19 protein-coding genes and 2 other annotated features are annotated in these 19,850 nt (G+C 39.1%); of the genes, 11 read left to right on the top strand and 8 right to left on the bottom strand.

Annotation, left to right across the window (positions count from 1 at the left end; genetic code table 11):
• From ACLIBG_RS08220 to ACLIBG_RS08210, 3 genes are all read left to right on the top strand, one after another.
• A partial coding sequence (locus tag ACLIBG_RS08220; protein ID WP_439312279.1) for a hypothetical protein occupies positions 1-248 on the top strand: 248 nt, incomplete at its 5' end.
• 186 nt (positions 249-434) lie between these two features.
• Positions 435-830, top strand: a complete 396-nt coding sequence (locus ACLIBG_RS08215) for a hypothetical protein (protein WP_439312278.1) — start codon at positions 435-437, stop codon at positions 828-830.
• Between the two features lie 280 nt (positions 831-1,110).
• Entirely contained in the window at positions 1,111-1,326 is a 216-nt protein-coding gene (locus ACLIBG_RS08210; RefSeq protein WP_439312277.1) for an SHOCT domain-containing protein, read from the top strand.
• A gap of 82 nt (positions 1,327-1,408) precedes the next feature.
• Here ACLIBG_RS08210 and trpA read toward each other — a convergent pair whose 3' ends face one another.
• From trpA to trpE, 6 genes are all read right to left on the bottom strand, one after another.
• A complete protein-coding gene (trpA, locus tag ACLIBG_RS08205) occupies positions 1,409-2,182 on the bottom strand; it encodes a tryptophan synthase subunit alpha (RefSeq protein WP_439312276.1) in 774 nt (257 codons plus the stop codon).
• Between the two features lies 1 nt (position 2,183).
• Positions 2,184-3,365 carry a tryptophan synthase subunit beta gene (gene trpB, locus ACLIBG_RS08200; protein ID WP_439312284.1) on the bottom strand — a complete coding sequence of 394 codons (1,182 nt, stop codon included), beginning with the start codon at positions 3,363-3,365 and terminating at the stop codon, positions 2,184-2,186.
• A 66-nt stretch (positions 3,366-3,431) separates the two neighbouring features.
• Positions 3,432-4,031 (bottom strand): phosphoribosylanthranilate isomerase, encoded by a 600-nt coding sequence (locus ACLIBG_RS08195; protein ID WP_439312275.1) that lies wholly within the window; start codon positions 4,029-4,031, stop codon positions 3,432-3,434.
• Between the two features lies 1 nt (position 4,032).
• Positions 4,033-4,815, bottom strand: a complete 783-nt coding sequence (gene trpC / locus ACLIBG_RS08190) for an indole-3-glycerol phosphate synthase TrpC (protein WP_439312274.1) — start codon at positions 4,813-4,815, stop codon at positions 4,033-4,035.
• Between the two features lie 2 nt (positions 4,816-4,817).
• Positions 4,818-5,843, bottom strand: a complete 1,026-nt coding sequence (gene trpD / locus ACLIBG_RS08185) for an anthranilate phosphoribosyltransferase (protein ID WP_439312273.1) — start codon at positions 5,841-5,843, stop codon at positions 4,818-4,820.
• Between the two features lie 22 nt (positions 5,844-5,865).
• Positions 5,866-7,266 carry an anthranilate synthase component I gene (trpE, locus tag ACLIBG_RS08180; RefSeq protein WP_439312272.1) on the bottom strand — a complete coding sequence of 467 codons (1,401 nt, stop codon included), beginning with the start codon at positions 7,264-7,266 and terminating at the stop codon, positions 5,866-5,868.
• A gap of 105 nt (positions 7,267-7,371) precedes the next feature.
• Positions 7,372-7,614: a binding site (T-box leader), on the bottom strand.
• Between the two features lie 72 nt (positions 7,615-7,686).
• Positions 7,687-7,952, bottom strand: a binding site (T-box leader).
• A 248-nt stretch (positions 7,953-8,200) separates the two neighbouring features.
• Between trpE and ACLIBG_RS08175 the strand changes: the two genes are divergently transcribed.
• Both ACLIBG_RS08175 and ACLIBG_RS08170 read left to right on the top strand, forming a co-directional pair.
• Entirely contained in the window at positions 8,201-9,415 is a 1,215-nt protein-coding gene (locus ACLIBG_RS08175) for a CaiB/BaiF CoA transferase family protein (protein WP_439312271.1), read from the top strand.
• Positions 9,416-9,441: 26 nt separating this feature from the next.
• Positions 9,442-10,356: a hydroxymethylglutaryl-CoA lyase gene (locus ACLIBG_RS08170; protein ID WP_439312270.1), complete on the top strand. Its 915-nt coding sequence runs from the start codon at positions 9,442-9,444 to the stop codon at positions 10,354-10,356.
• Between the two features lie 395 nt (positions 10,357-10,751).
• Here ACLIBG_RS08170 and ACLIBG_RS08165 read toward each other — a convergent pair whose 3' ends face one another.
• Positions 10,752-11,318 (bottom strand): nitroreductase family protein, encoded by a 567-nt coding sequence (locus tag ACLIBG_RS08165; RefSeq protein WP_439312269.1) that lies wholly within the window; start codon positions 11,316-11,318, stop codon positions 10,752-10,754.
• 466 nt (positions 11,319-11,784) lie between these two features.
• On the opposite strand from ACLIBG_RS08165, the gene ACLIBG_RS08160 reads away from it, so the two are divergent.
• The 6 genes from ACLIBG_RS08160 to ACLIBG_RS08135 all read left to right on the top strand — a co-directional run bounded on the left by ACLIBG_RS08160 (position 11,785) and on the right by ACLIBG_RS08135 (position 18,573).
• Positions 11,785-13,134, top strand: coding sequence for a glycosyltransferase family 2 protein (locus ACLIBG_RS08160; RefSeq protein ID WP_439312283.1), 1,350 nt, complete (start codon positions 11,785-11,787; stop codon positions 13,132-13,134).
• 116 nt (positions 13,135-13,250) lie between these two features.
• The gene (locus tag ACLIBG_RS08155; RefSeq protein ID WP_439312268.1) at positions 13,251-15,008 is read left to right on the top strand and encodes a sensor domain-containing diguanylate cyclase; all 1,758 of its coding nucleotides are present in this window, start codon (positions 13,251-13,253) and stop codon (positions 15,006-15,008) included.
• Between the two features lie 332 nt (positions 15,009-15,340).
• Positions 15,341-16,357 carry a PTS transporter subunit IIC gene (locus tag ACLIBG_RS08150; RefSeq protein WP_439312267.1) on the top strand — a complete coding sequence of 339 codons (1,017 nt, stop codon included), beginning with the start codon at positions 15,341-15,343 and terminating at the stop codon, positions 16,355-16,357.
• Positions 16,358-16,489: 132 nt separating this feature from the next.
• Positions 16,490-16,942: a nucleoside deaminase gene (locus ACLIBG_RS08145; protein ID WP_439312266.1), complete on the top strand. Its 453-nt coding sequence runs from the start codon at positions 16,490-16,492 to the stop codon at positions 16,940-16,942.
• Between the two features lie 182 nt (positions 16,943-17,124).
• Entirely contained in the window at positions 17,125-17,991 is an 867-nt protein-coding gene (locus tag ACLIBG_RS08140; RefSeq protein ID WP_439312265.1) for a fructosamine kinase family protein, read from the top strand.
• A gap of 129 nt (positions 17,992-18,120) precedes the next feature.
• Positions 18,121-18,573, top strand: a complete 453-nt coding sequence (locus tag ACLIBG_RS08135) for a DUF2269 family protein (protein ID WP_439312264.1) — start codon at positions 18,121-18,123, stop codon at positions 18,571-18,573.
• Between the two features lie 164 nt (positions 18,574-18,737).
• Here ACLIBG_RS08135 and ACLIBG_RS08130 read toward each other — a convergent pair whose 3' ends face one another.
• Positions 18,738-19,775 carry a D-alanyl-D-alanine carboxypeptidase family protein gene (locus ACLIBG_RS08130; RefSeq protein WP_439312263.1) on the bottom strand — a complete coding sequence of 346 codons (1,038 nt, stop codon included), beginning with the start codon at positions 19,773-19,775 and terminating at the stop codon, positions 18,738-18,740.
• Between the last annotated feature and the right edge of the window lie 75 nt (positions 19,776-19,850).

Below are 19,850 nucleotides of genomic sequence, written 5' to 3'. Positions count from 1 at the left end.
AAGAAGTAGAGGATTATTTTAACCCTGTTTGTGAATATTTTGAAAGTGTGACTACGAATTTTTCAGTTGATGAAATTATTGAAACAGGAGAAAAAGTGGTTATAGTAGGTACAGCGGAATTTTATAAAAATGATGAAATGGTAAATGTAATCGAGGCGTGTGACGTGTATTTTTTTAATGATAATACGGTAGTGGAACTTAAATCTTATTGTATTTCTTTGGATAAAGAAAATTGGAATGGCATTTAAGAAATTTTTATAGGCTTTATGAAGCCTTGGTAATAAAAGATTATATCGAAATAGGTGCAATTTTGAAATAAAGACTGTGTCGTTAAAAGGACATATTGTGTAGTAGCAAGTAGGTCTTATAACATTGCGATACTTTCTGTTTAAGTAAAGTAGTTCTGAAGAATGGTTTTTGGGAGGTTGGATATTGTGAACAGTTCTTCAAATGAAATGAAGCTTATCATTCCAAAGGGATGTGACAATGCCCCTAGGAAACAAGTACTTATTGATTTTACAGTAGCTATATTAAAACAGCAAAATGAAATCATTAAAGAATTTGCGGATGAATCTCTCATATGGTATCAATTAAAAGATAATAAAAAAATAGAGGGTCAAAGTTCATTTATTACTCTTATGCAAAAGGAAAATAAAGACATCGTTGACTGCCTGGAAATTTATCAAGTGATAACTCACGGGAAGTTCGCTTCAATAAATGGTGTAATTTCATTAGATAATGGAACAAAAATTGATTTCTGTGATGTATATATGTTTAGTAACACTGCAAAGTCTGGGAAGGTAAAAGAAGTAAAATCATATAGACTATAGATTAAGAGTTCCATTGTGTAACAATCGGGCGCGATTGTTGCATAATATTATTCTGGAAATAGGCATTTTAGTTAAAGTCGTATCGTTAAATAACAAGCAAAAACGCTCAGAGAGCTTATCTGAGATTTTTTGCTCGTTATTTATGGTGTTAATTCGTTGTTTGGTGTTCATTTATTCCGTTATATACATTTTACGCACCCTAAATTGAACCCGTTATAAAAAAAGTACATGCTTATAAGGAGCCAATAATGGTTATATTAATCGTAGAGGAGTGAATCAAATGCTAACTGCTCTAGGGTCTATATTATTTAATGGTCCTGTAAGGATTGTATTAACAATCATTGTTGCGCTCGTACTTTTGTGGATCTTATTAAGGTTTCGAACTCCAAAAGATCGTCAAAAAGGTTCGCTTGATATTATGAAAGGCAGGTTGGAAAAAGGAGAAATAACCGAGAAAGAATATGAGGAAGCGAAAAGAAGACAAGGGAAACAATAATAGAAAGCCCACTTGCCAATAAGTAGGATGCAAGTGGGCTTACTTGATTTTTTTCCGTATAACTGTTTTACCTAAGATTGTCTTATAAGCTTGCTTTAATTAACTCTTTTACTTCTTCTTTTCGATTTTGATGAAAGAGATCAACAATTTTACTTCCGACAATTACTCCGTCACAATGTTTACTAAGCTTTTGCGCTTGTTCAGGGGTAGAAACTCCGAAACCGGCGAGTACAGGGACAGAGGAGTGTTTTTTTAAGTCTTCCAAGTACGTATATACACTATCTTGATGAGTTGCACGTGCGCCGGTTGTTCCGGTTACGGACACTGCATACAGAAATCCTTCTGTGCGCTCTGCGATTTGTTTAATTCGATCAGGTGGACTCGTTAATGCAGCAAGGCGAACAAAAGCGATCGCATGCTTTTGAAAAACTTCCGAGATCAATTCTTCTTCTTCCATTGGGACATCGGGAATAATCACACCATCGACTCCGACTTTTTTGCAATCTAAGGCAAACTGTTCTATGCCGTAACGATAGATGAGGTTAACATAAGTCATAATAACAGTAGGTATTTTTCTTTTTTCTTTAAATTTTTCCAGCGTCTGCATGATATCTGTTAAAGTAATTCCGTTTTTTAATGCACGCTGTCCAGCTTCTTGTATTGTCGGACCATCAGCGGATGGATCGGAGAAAGGAATTCCGACTTCAATGGCTGCAACGCCGCAATCTTGTAAAAATAACATGCGTTCCTCTAATCGTTCCAATCCGCCATCTCCCGCCATAATATAGGGAACAAATAGATTTTCATTTGCATTTAATTTTTGTTGAAACATATGCTTGATTCGTTCTTTACCCATGCTAATTTTCCTCCAATATCGACTTTATTTGCGCAACATCCTTGTCTCCGCGACCAGATAAACAAATAACGATAGATTGCTTTTCATTCATTTCTTGCGCTAATTTCATAGCATAAGCTACAGCATGGGAGCTTTCCAAGGCAGGAATAATTCCTTCTGTTCGGGACAGAAGCTGAAATGCTTTCAGTGCTTCTTGATCGGTTATAGAAGGATAGTGAACCCGACTTGTTTCCGCTAAATGACTATGTTCGGGACCAATACCGGGATAATCCAATCCGGCTGAAATAGAATTTGCCTCTTGAATTTGCCCATGTTTATCCTGCAATAGTTTTGTCATGGTGCCATGCAATATTCCAGTTACACCAGTCGTTAATGCAGCGGCATGTTTATTCGTTTCCACGCCTTTTCCGCCTGCTTCAACGCCATACAAATTGACATCCGTATCTTCAATAAACGGAAAAAACATGCCCATAGCATTACTGCCGCCGCCCACACAAGCGATTACTGCTTCAGGTAGTCTGCCTGTCTGTTCGATCATTTGCTTTCTCGTTTCCTTGCCAATCACGGATTGTAAGTCGCGCACGATTCTTGGAAATGGATGGGGGCCAACGACAGATCCCAAAATGTAATGGGTATCTTTCACATGGCTGACCCAGTAGCGTAATGCTTCATTGATCGCATCTTTTAACGTTCCGCTTCCTTGAGAGACTCGTTCGACTTTAGCTCCTAATAATTCCATGCGAAAAACATTTAATTCTTGTCTCTTTGCGTCAACTGCCCCCATAAAAACAACACACTCCAGTCCGAGTAATGCACATACAGTGGCTGTTGCAACACCATGCTGGCCGGCGCCTGTCTCTGCGACAATTTTTTTCTTTCCCATGCGTACTGCAAGCAATGCTTGGCCAATTGTATTATTGATCTTATGGGCTCCTGTATGGTTTAAATCTTCCCGTTTTAAATATATGGCCGGGCCACCTAGTTTTTCAGATAAATTTTCCGCATGATAAAGCGGGGTTTCTCTTCCGACATATTGTTTCAAGTAAGAATTAAGTTCACTCGAAAATTTTTCATCCTGGATCGCATCTTCATATGCTTTTTCTAGTTCCATTAATGCTGGCATTAATAATTCTGGAACAAATCTACCGCCGTAATTTCCGTAGCGACCTTTGGTATCTGGCATCGTATAAGTAGTCAATTCGGTTCATCCTTTCAGTACGTAATAAGCAAAATATAGTAAACATCTCTGTCATGCTTTTGCTAGGCTTAAAAATTGTCTAATCTTCGTGTTATCTTTTACACCATCTGTTTCTACACCGCTCGATACATCTACACCTGCCGGCTTGACGACTTCTATTGCCTCCTGTATATTTTCAGCGGTCAGTCCGCCTGCAAGCAGGATTTTTTTTCGGTCGATCGGCAAGGTAAGCATCTTTTCCCAGTCAAAGGTTTTGCCGCTTCCACCACGGTATTTCCTTGCCGGACTGTCGATCAAGTAATAGTCACAAGGATATTGATCTATTTGCTCATGTATTGCCTCATCAATCGAAAATGCTTTAATAATGGGATAGGGGAGTACTTCGGCAATTTCTGCTGCTTCATCGCCGTGCAACTGGATATAATCCAGTTTTACAGTCTCGGCAATGGTTAGTATCGTTTCCACCTGCTCATTAACGAACACCCCAACTTTTTTAACGGAAGAAGGGAGGGAGTGAGCAATACCTGCTGCCTGAAAAGGCGACAATCGCCGGCTGCTCGGTGCGAATACGAATCCGATGAAGTCGGCGCCAGCCTCGACCGCGGTTGTCCCGGCTTCTATTGTTTGAATGCCGCAAATTTTTACGAGCATGTTATCCCTCCTTCGTAATTAATGGAATTTGCAATTCATTAAATGCCTCCTGAACATTTTCGGCACGCATAAATGTTTCACCAACTAAAATAGCCTGAGCCCCTGCTTCCGCAACATGGGAGACATCTGATTTTGTTCGAATCCCGCTTTCACTAATTAATAGTGTATTAGGGTCTGTTACCATGGAAGCCAATGCATCTGTCGTTTCCAAATCAACGGTAAATGTCTTTAAATCACGATTATTAATGCCGATAATGGACGCTCCCAGCTGAAGGGCACGTTCCATTTCCGATTCTTGATGTACTTCAACAAGTACTTCAAGCCCGGCATCCACTGCATAATGATAAAGCTCCGTTAATGTTGCTTGATCAAGTGCCGCAACAATTAATAAAATAATATTTGCGCCTGCTGCTTTTGCTTGATCAATCTGTACTTTATCGATCATAAAATCTTTGCATAAAATCGGTACGTCAACCGCTTGTCGTACATTCTTCAAGTCTTCCATCGTTCCATTGAAGAAAGGTTTATCCGTTAATACGGAAATGGCACTCGCTCCACAAGCTTCATATTGCTTTGCCTGATGTACCGGATCAACAGTCATATGAATGTTTCCTTTGGAAGGAGAGGAGCGTTTAATTTCCGCAATGATCCCCATCCTAGTAGACTGTTTTATCTTTTCACGAAAAGTCGGCACCTGTTTATGTGAAGTTTGAGTAAAGGTTTTACCCTTTAATAGTTCTACTTCTTTTGTCTTTTCTTGCAAAATTTTATCCAAAATCGTCATTACTAGATCGCCTCGCTTTTTACTTGTTTGCTGTAGGTGATTAAGTTATCCAACCGTTCACGGGCCGCTCCTGAAGCAATACTTTCTTGTGCCAAATCAACACCGCTTTTAATGGTAGTCGCTTTTCCGTTGGCAAATAATCCAAGTCCGGCATTTAAGAGGACGGTATCCATGTAAGGCCCGGCTTCTCCATTCAGTACATCAAGTAATATTTGCGCATTTTCTTTGACATCGCCACCACGAATGGCCTCATTCGGATGTGTTGGCAAGTTAAGTTCTTCCGGGAATAGGGTAAAAGGGGTTACTTCTCCGTTTTCAAGCAGTGCAAGATGATTTTCACCGGCAAGGGATGCCTCATCCATAAATCCTGCCCCGTTGACGACGATTGCCCGCTTTCGACCTAATTTATGCAATGCTTCTGCCATCATATAAATCATATCCCGTCGGTACACTCCAAGTAACTGGGTTTTTAGTTTGACCGGATTAGTTAATGGACCGATTGCATTAAAGATAGTTGGCAGTCCTAGCTCTTTACGTACTTTCATAAAATGCTTCAACTTGGCATGAACATAAGGAGCGAATAAAAAAGTAATGTTATTTTCTTGAAGCATTTTTTCCGCATGTTCTTTGGAAAAAGAAAGGGAAACACCTAAGTGTTCTAAAACATCGGCACTGCCCGTTTTACTGGAAATGCTTCTGTTTCCATGTTTTGCAACCTTTACCCCTGCACCGGCTAAAACGAATGCAGTCGTCGTACTAATGTTAAAACTATTGGAACGATCGCCACCTGTCCCGCAATTATCCATAACGTCGGTAAATGTATTTGTATTCAAAGGGGAGTGGGAACGAATAACTTCCGTAATGCCGGTAATTTCATCTGGCGTTTCCCCTTTAGAGCGTAAAGCAATTAAGAATGCAGCCATTTCTGAATCTGTAATCGTATTGGTGAAGCACATATTTGTTGCTTCTTTCATTTCTTCCACCGTCAAGTTCTGCTTATTAATCAGCTTTTCGATAAAATGCTTCATAACAGTGTCCTCCTTTATCTATTTACGTATCAAGCCCATTTTCCATCAGTGATCTCGCTTTGTTCATTGTTTCCAAGTATTCATTTTCCGGAATTGAATCCTTAACAATTCCAGCACCTGCTTGTAAGTAAGCCTTGTTTTCCTTAATGACGAGGGAACGAATGGCAAGGGCTATGTTTAAGTCATGATTAAAAGTCATGTAGCCAATGCCGCCGCCATAAAAACCGCGCGTCTTTTCTTCCAGTTCATTAACAATTTGCATCGCCCGCTTTTTAGGAGAACCGGAAACTGTTCCAGCTGGTAAACTAGCAATTAATGCATCAATGCTCGTAAAGTTTTTCTTTAATGTGCCGTGTACTTCCGATACGATGTGCATGACGTGTTCGTATTTTTCAATATTCATATAAACAGGAGCGTGAACACTATTTGCATCGCATGTTTGCAGCAGTTCATCTTTACTTAATGTTACGAGCATTTCATGTTCTGATAGCTCTTTTTTATCCTGAAGCAAATCATGCATTAATTGTTCGTCTTCCATTTTTGTTTTGCCTCGCGCTCTCGTCCCTGCAATCGGATTGGTGACGACATTATTACCGGTTGTCTGAATGAGCGTTTCTGGTGAAGCCCCGATAATCAAGTAATCAGAAAAATCAATGTAAAACATATAAGGTGACGGATTAGCGACACGCAGTTTACGGTAAAAGGAAAATGGATCAACATGAAGTTCTGCTTGCATTCGTTGAGATAAGACGATTTGTTCTGCTTCTCCATCGTGAATATATTTTTTTGCTACTTTCACCTTTTCCATAAAAGCGTCCTTAGAAATGTTCGGTTGAAAGTTAACAGATGAAGCTTCTGGCGCTGGGACCGTTATATCTTTTTTAAGCACTTCTTTTAATGATTGAATCCGTTCTTCCAGCACGGCTTCTGGCTGTTGATCTACGTTCATGGCAATTAAGTGTGCCGTTTCATTACTATGCTCATAAACAATAATGTTTTTATAAACCATTAAGTGAACATCAGGCATTTCCAAGTCATCTTCCAATTTTTCACCAATATGCTGAAAATGGCGGATCGCATCGTACCCTATATATCCAATGGCTCCTCCAGTGAAGGGAAGAGGGAGATCCAGATCAAGTTTTGGGAAGTTGCTCTTTATATATTGAAGAACATTTTGTTTTATTTCCTTTTTCGTTTCGGCTTCATGATTAATGACGGTTGTTCCATTTCCATGACCAATAATTTCTTCATAAGGATTTACGCCAATATAAGAGTACTTTCCCTTTTTCTCGTGTTGTACAGAGCTTTCAAGCAAAAATTTCCTAGCACCGTCCAATCGTTTAAATATACCTACCGGTGTTAACGTGTCTGCATTCATCTTCTCCAGTTTAAAATGGATGTTTTTTGCTTTTGCCGTTTCCATTGTTTCATTCCTCCTAAAGAAATCATCTCTTGTTCGAATAAACTATTAGAAAATCCGGTCTAACAGATAAAAAAACGCCCCCTGCAAACATAGATGTATATGCTTGCAGAGGGCGTTGATATTCGCGGTGCCACCTCAATTGAAAAGATCATCCTTTTCATCTCATTTCAGATACAGGAATAATCCGATATCCTATCCGTGTAACGGCGGAACACCCGTCTTTCCCTACTACTTTTCAGGAAATCTCTTGTAAGGCCATTCAGCTTCCATCCACATGCCGGAATCTCACCAATCACCGGCTCTCTGATTGCTTCATAAAAGCTTACTCTTCTTACGCATCGATTTATGTTGTGTTTGTTTTATGCTCAACAGTCTCTAAAATTGATTACCTGTATAAAAATAAAAAAATCCCTTCATCCGAAAAAGGACGAGGAACTCGCGGTACCACCTTTATTAGCCATTTATGGCTCACTTTGGTAATTACAAAGCGACAATATGAGTAATACAATTGTTCACTTTATAATTGTCTTTTGTAACGATAAGACATACTCGCCAGAGCCTACTGCAAATTCGGTTCGGTCTGGAAGCTCGGAAGTCCATTCATCTATATGCCACACTGGTTTCCACCAATCACCAGCTCTCTTGAAGAGGTTATACAGATTACTAATCTTCGTCATCGCAATCTTTTCATGAATTTAAATTTATACTAAATTATATTTCAAGGAATGTCAAGCGGTTTTTTGAAAAAGGTCATAACAATTCAGAATATGATGGCAAAAGAAGTGCATGCTCCTCTAGGATTACATATAAACAGAGTTTGGAAAAGAATCAATGGAAAGAAAATTAATAGTTATTATGGAATTGTTACGCATACCTTGCTAACATTAAAGTATGAATATACGAATAATGATAATAAAGAGATGGGATGAAACGTATGTTTGATAAAGAAACAACGAAGGAATTGCTGTCGGGTCTTCGGGTGCTGGAGCTTGGAACATTGATTGCGGGTCCGTTTGCCGGCAGGATTTTTGCGGATTTTGGTGCGGAAGTCATCAAAGTGGAAACACCGGTAGCGGGGGACCCGCTTAGAAAATGGCGCAAAATGCATGAAGACACTTCTTTATGGTGGTACGTCCAGGCTAGAAACAAAAAAAGTATTACACTTGATTTGAAAAGTGACAAGGGACAGGAAATCATCAAAGAACTTGTGGAAACGACCGACGTTATCATAGAAAACTTTCGTCCTGGGAAGCTGGAAGAGTGGGGGATCGGCTATGAGGAGTTAAAGAAAGTCAATCCACGCCTAATTATGGTTCGAATATCCGGTTATGGACAGGACGGGCCGTACAGTAGTAAACCGGGCTTTGGTAGCATTGGAGAAGCAATCGGGGGCATGCGTTATTTGACTGGTTATCCAGATCGGCCGCCAACCAGAGTAGGTGTAAGCATGGGTGATTCCATTTCTTCTTTGTACAGTGTCATGAGTGCATTAATGGCTATTTATAACCGTGATGTTGTAGGAACAAATCAAGGTCAATACGTAGATGTCGCTTTATATGAAGCGGTGTTCAGCATGATGGAAAGCCTCGTCCCGGAATACGATTTCGATCATCATATTAGGGAAAGAAGTGGTAGCAAGCTTCCTGGAATTGCGCCATCAAATACGTATTTGTGTAAGGACGGGAAGTATATCGTGATTGGGGGGAATGGGGACAGCATTTTCAAACGACTTATGAAAGCGATTGGAAAAGAAGAAATTGGCACGAGCGCCGATTTTGCTACAAATGATTTACGGGCAAAACAAAGTGACTTTTTAGATACGCTAATTGAAACGTGGACAAAAACGAAGACACTGCATGAAGCAGTTGAAGTGCTGGATGCGCACGATGTACCTGCGGGGCCAATTTACAGTATTGAAGATATAGTCCATGACCCACACTTCGAAGCCCGTGATATGATTAAAGATATCGACGTTGACCAGCTTGGGACATTAAAAATGCCTGGCATCGTTCCGAAGTTTTCTGAAAACCCTGGTCAAATCAAATGGGCGGGGCCAAAGTTGGGGGAACATAATGAAGAGGTGTACAAAGGAATCCTAGGTATGTCGGATGAAACGATTCAGCAATTGAAGGATGAAGACATGATATAAAGCATGTGCTAAAGCGGGGGATAACATTGGAAAACAAATTGCATATACAGGAAGTTGTCACACGTGACGGCATTCAAATTGAATCCGCATGTATAACAACAGAGGAAAAAGTGAACTTAATTAATGAATTGAGTAAAACCGGCGTCAGCAAAATTGAAGTGTCTTCATTCGTGTCTCCAAAAGCGGTGCCGCAGTTAAAAGATGCTGCAGAAGTTTTTAAAAATATAGATAGAAATGAAGCGGTCACGTACGTTGCGCTCGTTCCTAATAAACAAGGAGCTATTCGAGCAGTGGAAGCTGATGTTGATGAAATTAATCTAGTCATGTCCGTTAGTGAATCACATAACATGCAAAATGTTCGAAAGACGACAGAACAATCACTTCAGGAATTTAAAAAAGTTATGGATATTGTTAAAAGTACCGATATTAAAGTGAATGGATCGCTTGCAACTAGCTTCGGTTGCCCATTTGAAGGAGAGATTTCAGAAAAAAGATTGTTCCATTTTTTACGTATCTACGTAGAGGAATTGGGGATGGATAACGTTACGTTTGCAGATACTACAGGAATGGCACATCCGAAACAGGTGCAAAGGTTAATGAAGCAAGCAGTGAACATGTATCCTGACGTTCCGATGACGCTCCACTTCCACAATACACGCGGGATGGGGCTTGCCAATGTACTAGCTGGAATGGATGCAGGAATTGTAAGGTATGATGCCTCTCTTGGTGGTTTGGGTGGCTGTCCCTTTGCGCCGGGGGCAACCGGAAATATATGTACAGAAGATCTTGTTCATATGCTTCATGCGATGGGATATGACACAGGAGTCGATCTGGACAAGCTCATCGCATTATCGGAGCAACTACCCGGATTAATCGACAAGGACGTGCCAGGACAAGTTGTAAAGGCGGGTAAAATAACCGATTTGCATAAATTAGATTGAATAAAAAAGCGTGGCGAAAAAATGGACTCAGTTTAGGAAGAAAAATAGGCTTCCGTCGTTAAGTGAAGAACCGCGCGCCAACAGAAGGGAACGCTCGTCAGCACGAGAGGAACGCTCGCCAGGAGAGTAACGCGCATCAACAAGGGAGTAACGCTCGACAGCAGGGGAGCAACGCTCGTCAACAAAGGAGAAACGCGCGCCAACAGGAGGGAACGCTCGTCAACAGGGGAGGAACGCGCCCCAACAGGAAGGGAGAGCTCGTCAAAAGGTATGTTTACTCACGGAAAAACAGGGTTGTCCCTTGGTCAATATATGACCAAAGATACAACCCTATTGTTTGTTTAACAAAGACTTTTAAATAAAAAACATGTATGCAAATGGAGAAAAGTGGCGTTTTATCCATTAAATGTTGAGAATTTCTCATCTACTGAAATACGGTCTTTTTTAATCGGCTTTTTATCAAAGTAACCAAGATGAATGAAGCCAACTATTTTTTCATTGTCAGGTACGTTTAATATATCCTTTACTTTCTGATCATAAATATGTGGATTTGTTTTCCAAACGACTCCGAGCTGTCTTTCCCAGGCAAGCAACCAAAAATTTTGCAACATGGCAGCAGTAGCCCCGAAGTTTTCATCCCACTGTTTTTCCATTTCCGGCACTTCCATCGTAACGACTAGAATAGCATTTGGCTCATTCAAGTAATCTTCCCGGTTCTGCTGGCGGTCTTCCGGATAGGTCGCGGCAACCTTTTTCGCAAAGGTCGGCAACTGGTCTTGACCAACAAAAATAAAACGCCACGGCTGACGATTCCCATGTGTTGGTGCCCAAATTGCATCCGCCAGTAGTTCTTTAACGAGTGTTTCTTTTACCTCTTTATCTGTATAGCCCTTTTTTACAGCACGTCGTTCGCGAATAACTTCAGACAGTGCTGATGCTTCTTTGTTTATTGTTTGATCCATTGTCTATTCCTCCCGTACACAATTATCACATTATAAATAGTAATCCACCCAAATTATAGCCGAATCAGGGCAGTAAATCAATCTAGTTGCCGTTATTACAGGTGTTCGAAGCATTAAATTCGGAACGTGAAACATTTTCTGCTGGTATGGTGAATTCCGAAAGCACACTTTATACGAATTTGATTTTGTGCTAGAGTTGCTTCTTTTAAGACAGTGCTTATTGTACAACGGAATGTTTGTTGAAATCGCCTAGATAGAACATCGTTTCGAAAATTAATGTGGCAACATTTTTACATAAAATATAGTATTCATGAGAAAATTTGTAGCGAAACTATATTAGTAGGAAAGTGCCAGAGTTAGGCCGAATTGATTAAAAATTACTACTATTTTACTTTTAAACGTGGTAATATTACATAGATAGAAAAAACTAGGTTAATGCCATTAAATGTCGAAAGGTATAAAAAGTATGAAACTTTTAAGCAATTCTAAACCCCAATTTACTTACGAAAATAACAAACTATATATTCCAGTAAAAATGAAGTTTATGATAAGCCATTTATTTTCTTGTTTATGGTTGATTCTTTCTATTTATCTAGCACTTCCCTGGCTAAGAGATCTCTCGCATATTGTGTCGCTTCCAATAGCCTTATTAATCATTGGGGGGATTTCATATATTCCGGGGTATATGAATGCTTTTTTAGTTATCAGTGTAATTTTAGATCGTCAGCCTCTTTTTAAAACTGAATATCCTAATGATGAAATAACCATACTTATTGCTGCTTACAACGAAGAAGACAAAATTTTTCAGACCTTAAAGTACATTAATGAACAAGACTATAAGGGGAAAATAAAGGTATTTGTTATCAATAATTGTTCAAACGATCAAACCGTTCAGGAAGTTCTAAGAGCCAAAAAGGAATTAGCTATTAAAATTGAATTACTTCATGAAAATGCCCGTGGAAAGTTCCATGCATTAAATCGAGGTCTGAAGGTTGTTACAACACCTTATGCTATTACGGTTGATGCAGATACCCTGCTTCACCAATCGTCCATTCGTTATCTTGTATCAAGAATGAAGTCCAGTCCAAATGATGTTTGTGCTGTTGCGGGTTCAGTTCTCGTGAAAAACAGCAGAGATAATTTATGGACAAAAGTTCAAGAATGGGACTATTTCTTAGGAATTGCATCAATTAAAAGACTTCAAGGCCTTTATCAAGGAACCTTAGTTGCGCAAGGTGCTTATAGTTTATATAAAACAGAATGCGTAAAAGAAGTCGGTGGTTGGCCTGATGCAATAGGCGAGGATATTGTTCTAACGTGGCGGTTACTTGAGAAGAATTGGAAGGTTTACTTTGAACCGACAGCTGTTTCTTTTACTGAAGTTCCTAGCACTTTCAAACACTTCGTTACTCAACGGGCAAGATGGGCAAGAGGGATGATAGAAGGGCTAAAAGAAATAAAGCCTTGGGATCACTCCCAAATGTATGTTAAATATTTAACGGGAATTAACTTACTTATGCCTTATCTAGACATTATATATACTCTTTGTTGGATTCCAGGACTTATATTGGCATTTTTTGGTTTCTACTGGATTGTTGGGCCCATGACTCTTTTGGTATTACCTTTAACACTTGTTAGTTTTAGTATTCTTTATTTCTATCAAAAAAAGTATGTATTTAAGCGATTAAATCTTCGAATCCGAAAAAATTTTATAGGATTTTTCTTTTTCATTGTTTTTTATCAAATAATTATGTCTCCTGTTTCCGTGTACGGTTATATACAGGAGGTCTTTAAATTAAAAAGACATTGGAAGTAATTTATTGGAGAACAGAATTTTAAACGTATTATACGTTTCTATTAGCAATTTTCTAAAGCACAGTATTCGGAAGATAATATAATAGTAGGATAATAAAACTTGGAAGGGGATTAATGATGATACAGTACAACGAAAAGTGTCTGCTAAATAAAAAATATCTTTTCGCGTTCTTCTGTATCATAGTACTTTTATTGATTCCTTTTTCAGCTAAAGCAGCTTCTGAGGAAAAACGTATAGTTCTTGGCCCTCACTTCGATGTGTTTCATGATTCATCAAACAAAGTGATGGTTGAAGATCTGATTGCCGGGACGTATGATCAACACTTTACACCTAGCACGCAAAGACATGTCTTTTTTTGGCATACCAATGATACAATCTGGCTTCGGTTGCAGCTTCATGAACTAATTGAAGGCAACACAACTGGCTATGTGATAGAAGGGATTGACAAACAAGATCACGTCAATGTGTATTTTGTTAAAGAAGACGGCTCTTATACTTTTCAAGAAGGTGGTATTTCCGGGATTGATAATCAACCAATCCGATACCGCTCTAACTTGTTTACAATTGAAGATCCTGATGTGCAAGAAGTGTATATTGCGCTTTCAGGTGTATTGCCCCTCATGTTCAGCTCTACTCTATATACAGATAGCAGTTTTCTAGACAGTGTTATGACGTATAAGTTTTCGACTGGGATGTTTTACGGATTTGTGTTGGCACTTATGCTGTATAATTTGTTCTTGTTTTTTTCACTCAAAGAAAAAGCGTATTTTTACTATGTGTTATATATGTTCAGTTTTATGGCATATCAAGCTACGATGAATTCATTTGACCTTGAACTTGTTGGCCGTGTTTTGCCGGAGTGGTTACTGTACAGAACATTACCAATTAGCTGCAATATACTAGTTTTCTTTATGATTTTATTTGGCAAAGAATTTCTAGAGTTGAGAAAATATTTGCCGAAACATAATCGTGTGCTGAATATCTTTCTATGGGTCACCATTGTTTCGCTGTTATCCGTCTTTACCGTACCAAACGTTGCAGTTGTCAATAATGCCACCACCTCACTAACCGTGATCGTGTTAGCTTTTCTTTGGATTTCCGGTTTAATTATGCTGCTGAAAGGTTTTAAAATGGCTCGTTTTTATATGGCAGGCTGGACAGTTATGCTTGGGTCGATGATCATTCAAGGTCTCGGTTTTTTAGGATGGATTCCGTTTCACCCGGGTCTTTATGAAAATTTAGCTGCCTTCGCTTTTGGTTTTGAAGCCATTTTTCTCTCATTAGCACTTGGGGATAAGATAAACTTAATAAAAAAAGAAATGAATAACCAACTAGAAGTAAAGGTACAGGAGCGCACTATTCAACTCGAAGAAGCAAAACAAAGGCTAGAAAAGCTCGCCAATACAGATCGTCTCACAAATATTCCCAACCGTATGAGTCTTGATTTTGAGTTAGATAAACAGATGGAGAAAGCCAAAATAAATGGAACGCCGCTTTCAATTATTTTAATAGATGTGGATCATTTCAAAGCTGTTAATGACCAGTTTGGACATCAGTTTGGTGATACTGTACTTAAAGAAACAGCAAGCATTTTACAAGGGAGTATTCAGAAAACGGATGTGATCGGACGCTGGGGAGGGGAGGAATTTTTAGTGATCTCTCCTAATACAGGATCAGCTGAAGCACTGAAGCTTGCTGAGCGTCTCCGGCAGCATCTAGAATCTCATTCTTTTGGTGAAGTTGCCCAAACAACGGCCAGTTTTGGCGTAGCCACTTACATAGAAGGTGATACACATCAAACCTTGTTATCTCGTTGTGATAAAGCGTTGTATAATGCAAAAGAAAAGGGTCGAAACCTAGTCTTTGTTCAGTAGCTTTAACTTAATGATCAATGTTTTTTAAAGCTGTTGGACAGACTAGAGCATTTTCTTACTATGCTTCATATAAGAAAATGAATGATAGTAGATAAGACTCTTGCGTTAAACTATACTTAAAACTATTTTTTTACGGTTTGAGTAATAAAGAACAAGCACGTTTCCAGAGTAATTAAATAAAGAATTTAAAAAAAAGACTTGCATTTGTGAATAAAATCACGTAATAATAGAAAACAAGAATAATCTTTTATTCCAAGAAAGAGAAAGATATGTAATATCAAACTATTAGTTATGTGAATAATTTCACATAAAAGTTGAGGGGGATTTTGGAAATGAGGGAATTTTTACGTAAAAAGGGAGTTAGCCTATCTGCAAAGGAGTATGTTATTACCGCACTAAGTTATATGGCACTTGGTCTATTTTCATCTTTAATTATCGGACTTATTATTAAGACGGCCGGTGAACAGCTCGGGATTCCCTTTTTTGTAGAAATGGGCGAATTCGCCATGGACACGAAGGTAATGGGGGGAGCGATAGCAGTAGCGATTGCATATGGGCTGAAAGCTCCGCCATTGGTTTTATTTTCCGCTTTATTTGCGGGAGCTTTTGGTGCAGAACTGGGAGGACCGGCAGGAAGCTATGTTGCTGCTTTATTTGCTACAGAGATTGGAAAGATTGTTTATCAATTGACAAGGGTGGACATCATTATTACCCCTTTTGTGACGATATTGGCTGGGTTTGCAACAGGGAAGTTTATTGGCCCACCGATTAATACGTTCATGATTTGGTTTGGAGAAGTTATTAATTGGTCCACGACTCAACAACCATTTATTATGGGAATAATTGTTGCTGTATTAATGGGATGGGCATTGACTGCACCGATTTCCAGTGTAGCTATTGCGATTATGCTTTCTCTTGATGGACTTGCTGCCGGAGCGGCTGCTATAGGATGTTCGGCACAAATGGTTGGGTTTGCTGTGGCAAGCTATAAAGATAATGGGATTGGTGGATTTCTTGCACAAGGAATTGGAACGTCCATGCTACAAGTTTCCAATGTGCTAAGAAAACCAATTATTATCATACCGCCAACAATAGCCGGTATTATATTGGCACCAATAGGAACTGCATGGCTCGGAATGACGAACAATACAGCCGGAGCAGGTATGGGTACAAGCGGATTTGTAGGTCAAATAATGGCATTCGAGTCGATGGGTTTTTCAATGGGTGTCTTTTGGTCAGTAGTTATTTTACATATGATCGCTCCAGCCATCATTAGTTTAATTATTGCTGTATGGTTCAGAAGAAAAGGCTGGATTAAACCCGGTGATATGAAAATTGTCTATGAATGATACTGTGAAAGTCAGGAAAAATTAGCTGTAGCGGTCGAAAAGGAAATCATAACGTCTCGGGTGGTTGGAAATTAGAGTTAAACTGTATTATCATTAACGCTAAGATAATATCACACTTTTGGAGGCGATTACATGGATCAATTTATGCGCAGGGCAGTAGAAATTTCAGCTAATAATGTACGTGAGGGCGGTGAACCGTTCGGAGCGGTATTGGTCAAAGATGGCGAAATTGTTGCGGAAGGTGTAAATGAACTTCATAAAAAGTTTGATGTTAGTGGCCACGCGGAAATGGTAGCTATTAGAAAAGCACAAGAAAAATTGCAAACACACGATTTATCAGGTTACATCATGTATGCTAGCGGTGAGCCGTGTCCTATGTGTTTAACGATGATGTATATGTCTGGTATTGAGCATGCTTATTTCTGTGCCTCAATTGATGATACTGCTGAAGCTGGGTTAGGCGCTTCCAAAATAATTTATGCCGATTTAGCGAAGCCGAGAGAGGAAAGACTGTTGAAAATGGAGCATATGCCTCTTAAGGCAGGACAGGAAGACCCGATGAAACTATATCAGGAACGAAAGTAGATGGTGGATTATATATCACATGCTAGGTGAGGGTTCCTTCTTTTCTATTATTGACAGGTTCAGGGGAGACGAGAGTTCCCTCTGAACCTTCTTTTAAATTTTAGACTCAATTATATGAAGATAAATAAACGAGGGCAATTTAACCGGACGATAGGTAAAACGCTTATAAAAGGGTGGTTTAAATGAAAAGGGTTATATTTTCCGCACTGCACACGATAAATGACCATACGGAACTTCGAGAAATCAAACAAGTTTCAGGAGGCTCAATTAATAATAGCTATTACATTGAGACTGCAAAATCTAACTATTTTTTAAAGCATCATCCGTTTCCTCCAAATAACTTTTTCAAACAGGAAGCAAATGGATTGGAATTGATCCGCAAAACAGACAGCATATGTGTTCCAGATGTGTATGCTTATTCAGATAGAAAGGCTGAATCCTACCTTTTGATGGAATGGGCGGAAGGGAGCAAGTCGAAAAATACGGAAGTAATCCTTGGTGAGAAATTGGCCGCAATGCACCAAGTGCAAAGTACATACCACGGGTTTCCAGAGGATACGTATATTGGGCTGTTGCATCAACCGAATGGCGAATTTTCGAATTGGCTATCTTATTATAGGGATCAACGTTTATTTAAGCAAATGGTACTTGGCGTTAGTAAAAATAAAATACAAGGGAATCGCCGACGTCAACTAGAGAAACTGCTAAATCACTTGGACAAGTGGATCCCTTCTAATGTCCCGGCGTCAATGCTACATGGGGATTTGTGGGGTGGTAATTGGATGATAGGTGCAGGTGGAATACCATACTTGATTGATCCGTCTATACTTTATGGTGATCGACATTTTGAGATTGCTTTCACAGAACTATTTGGCGGGTTCTCTCAACGGTTTTACGATTCGTACAATGCTGCTTTTCCATTACATAACAACTATGCTGAATTAAAACCTTTATATCAATTGTTTTACTTGCTCGTGCATCTAAATCTTTTTGGAGAAGTATATGGACAGCAGGTGGATCGCATACTTGAATATTATGTAGGGGACTGATTTTAGCGTGATCATTGTCATTATATTGTAAATTAATGATGATTACAGGTGTGCATCTTATGGTACGCTATATGTATAGTGCATCGTTTCTCATTTGTGGTATATGTCGTGCGGCTTGGAGGAAGGCGAATGTCTTTTTACTATTTTCTCGTGCTAGTTCATGTTATATCAGCCATTATAGGCGTAGGACCCGGTTTTATTTTGACATTTGTGGTCAAAAAGGCAAACACAATGACGGAATTGAGGCATGCCTACTATATTCGCCACCGTCTTCATCGATTTGTAATGATCGGTGGGATTTTGTTGCTCGTAACCGGTTTATGGATGGGGTTCCTGCATCCGTATCTTTTTGAAAAAGGTTGGTATATTGTAAGTATTTTTTTATTTTTAATCGTATTGGGTGCGGGGCCAGTATTATTAGCGCCGCGTTCGAAACCGATTAAAAAGTTACTGGCTGAAGCCAATACAGAGGAAATTCCTCCCGAATATGATGAACTATCGAAAGGCTTATTTTTTTATGAACGATTGACGAATATTCTTTTGTTTATCGTTATTGTATTAATGGTTTTAAAACCTTTTTAGTTTATTTTCACCTATTTTTAGTTTTGACGCATTTAACTGAGTATTATTCAATTGTTATATAATGAACTCAAGATAGGGGGTTGGGACTTCACCCCCATATTTTTTAGTTGATACTTATCTTTCAGGCTTTGCAGTTCTTAATACCAAAGTTTATTCCATACAAGCTAATTCACCACATCTAAATATTCTTCCAATGTTACTTGCTTCTCCATAATTTCTTTAGCTGCCTTTTTTCCGACAAATCGTAAATGCCACGGCTCATATTGGTATTGAGTAATTTCTTCTTTTCCTTCTGGATAACGGATAATGAACCCAAATTCATGAGCGTGTTGCTTAATCCATTCTCCTTCTTTTGTATTTCCAAATTCAATCACAAGCTTAAAATCGACATCTGGGGACGTGACATCCATTGTTAGACCACTTTGATGTTCGCTCTCGCCAGGCCTTGCACTAAAATTATTGGCCGCTTCCTCGCCGTGTTGTTTTACATTGGAAGCAAATATTGCATCCTGCCTTTGATACGAACGATAACCAGATTGGGCGAATAAATCGAGCCCAGCTTCGTCGGCTGCATTAAACATGTCTTCCAAAGCTTCAGCCGCTACTTTACGCATCTGTTTTTTCGGTAAATCTTCCGTAAAAGGAAAACGCACATTAGGAATAACCAAATCGTGTGGGAGATAGTCGCTTGGCAGTGCGTGCGTTTTATTAATCAAAGCCAATACTTCATACGGGTTTTCAATGACTGGCATCCATTTCTCGGGGTGTTTCGGTGGTGGAAGTTTGAAACCGGGTTCAATGGACTTGTCACTTTGAAAAAATGCATCCAGGTTGTTTTTTGTTGTTTCATCATAGATGCCTGTTACGTTAAGCCCTTTCCGTTGCCATTGAAAATCGGTCAATGCCCATATTGTCATTTTGTCAAAAATAGCTGTTTTATTTATTGAATAACCGATAGCATTAAGCCCTTTTTGTAATTGCTTAACATCCTCACCTTCATCTCCTTTTTGCAAGAAAACTCCGGGAAATTTGTAAGAAATATCTTCAGATGGCTTGGAAACGGGTTCAGAATTGGCATTGTTTGTTTCGTTAGAATCGTTTTCATTTACCGGTGATAGGTTGTTATTCTCATTCCAACTGCATGCTGTAATAATAAAAAAGAGAAAGATCAGCAGCATCCAGGCTGTTATTTTTTTAATCATTTTAATAGTTCCTCCATTGTGTTTGCCAGTGGGCCATAAATAATTTTCTCAAACCAGTGGATGAAAAGCAACATG

Source organism: Virgibacillus sp. W0181 (assembly GCF_051846915.1).
Taxonomy (GTDB): Bacteria; Bacillota; Bacilli; order Bacillales; family Amphibacillaceae; genus JBPYCR01.
Note: the sequence above shows the minus strand (reverse complement) of the source record. Positions and strands in the feature narration are given on the sequence as shown.

Coding starts and splice junctions, on each gene's coding strand:
- ACLIBG_RS08210 (WP_439312277.1), top strand. CDS start 1,111: ATGCTAACTGCTCTAGGGTCTATATTATTTAATGGTCCTGTAAGGATT.
- trpA (WP_439312276.1), bottom strand. CDS start 2,182: ATGGGTAAAGAACGAATCAAGCATATGTTTCAACAAAAATTAAATGCA.
- trpB (WP_439312284.1), bottom strand. CDS start 3,365: ATGCCAGATACCAAAGGTCGCTACGGAAATTACGGCGGTAGATTTGTT.
- ACLIBG_RS08195 (WP_439312275.1), bottom strand. CDS start 4,031: ATGCTCGTAAAAATTTGCGGCATTCAAACAATAGAAGCCGGGACAACC.
- trpC (WP_439312274.1), bottom strand. CDS start 4,815: ATGACGATTTTGGATAAAATTTTGCAAGAAAAGACAAAAGAAGTAGAA.
- trpD (WP_439312273.1), bottom strand. CDS start 5,843: ATGAAGCATTTTATCGAAAAGCTGATTAATAAGCAGAACTTGACGGTG.
- trpE (WP_439312272.1), bottom strand. CDS start 7,266: ATGGAAACGGCAAAAGCAAAAAACATCCATTTTAAACTGGAGAAGATG.
- ACLIBG_RS08175 (WP_439312271.1), top strand. CDS start 8,201: ATGTTTGATAAAGAAACAACGAAGGAATTGCTGTCGGGTCTTCGGGTG.
- ACLIBG_RS08165 (WP_439312269.1), bottom strand. CDS start 11,318: ATGGATCAAACAATAAACAAAGAAGCATCAGCACTGTCTGAAGTTATT.
- ACLIBG_RS08160 (WP_439312283.1), top strand. CDS start 11,785: ATGAAACTTTTAAGCAATTCTAAACCCCAATTTACTTACGAAAATAAC.
- ACLIBG_RS08155 (WP_439312268.1), top strand. CDS start 13,251: ATGATACAGTACAACGAAAAGTGTCTGCTAAATAAAAAATATCTTTTC.
- ACLIBG_RS08150 (WP_439312267.1), top strand. CDS start 15,341: ATGAGGGAATTTTTACGTAAAAAGGGAGTTAGCCTATCTGCAAAGGAG.
- ACLIBG_RS08145 (WP_439312266.1), top strand. CDS start 16,490: ATGGATCAATTTATGCGCAGGGCAGTAGAAATTTCAGCTAATAATGTA.
- ACLIBG_RS08140 (WP_439312265.1), top strand. CDS start 17,125: ATGAAAAGGGTTATATTTTCCGCACTGCACACGATAAATGACCATACG.
- ACLIBG_RS08135 (WP_439312264.1), top strand. CDS start 18,121: ATGTCTTTTTACTATTTTCTCGTGCTAGTTCATGTTATATCAGCCATT.
- ACLIBG_RS08130 (WP_439312263.1), bottom strand. CDS start 19,775: ATGATTAAAAAAATAACAGCCTGGATGCTGCTGATCTTTCTCTTTTTT.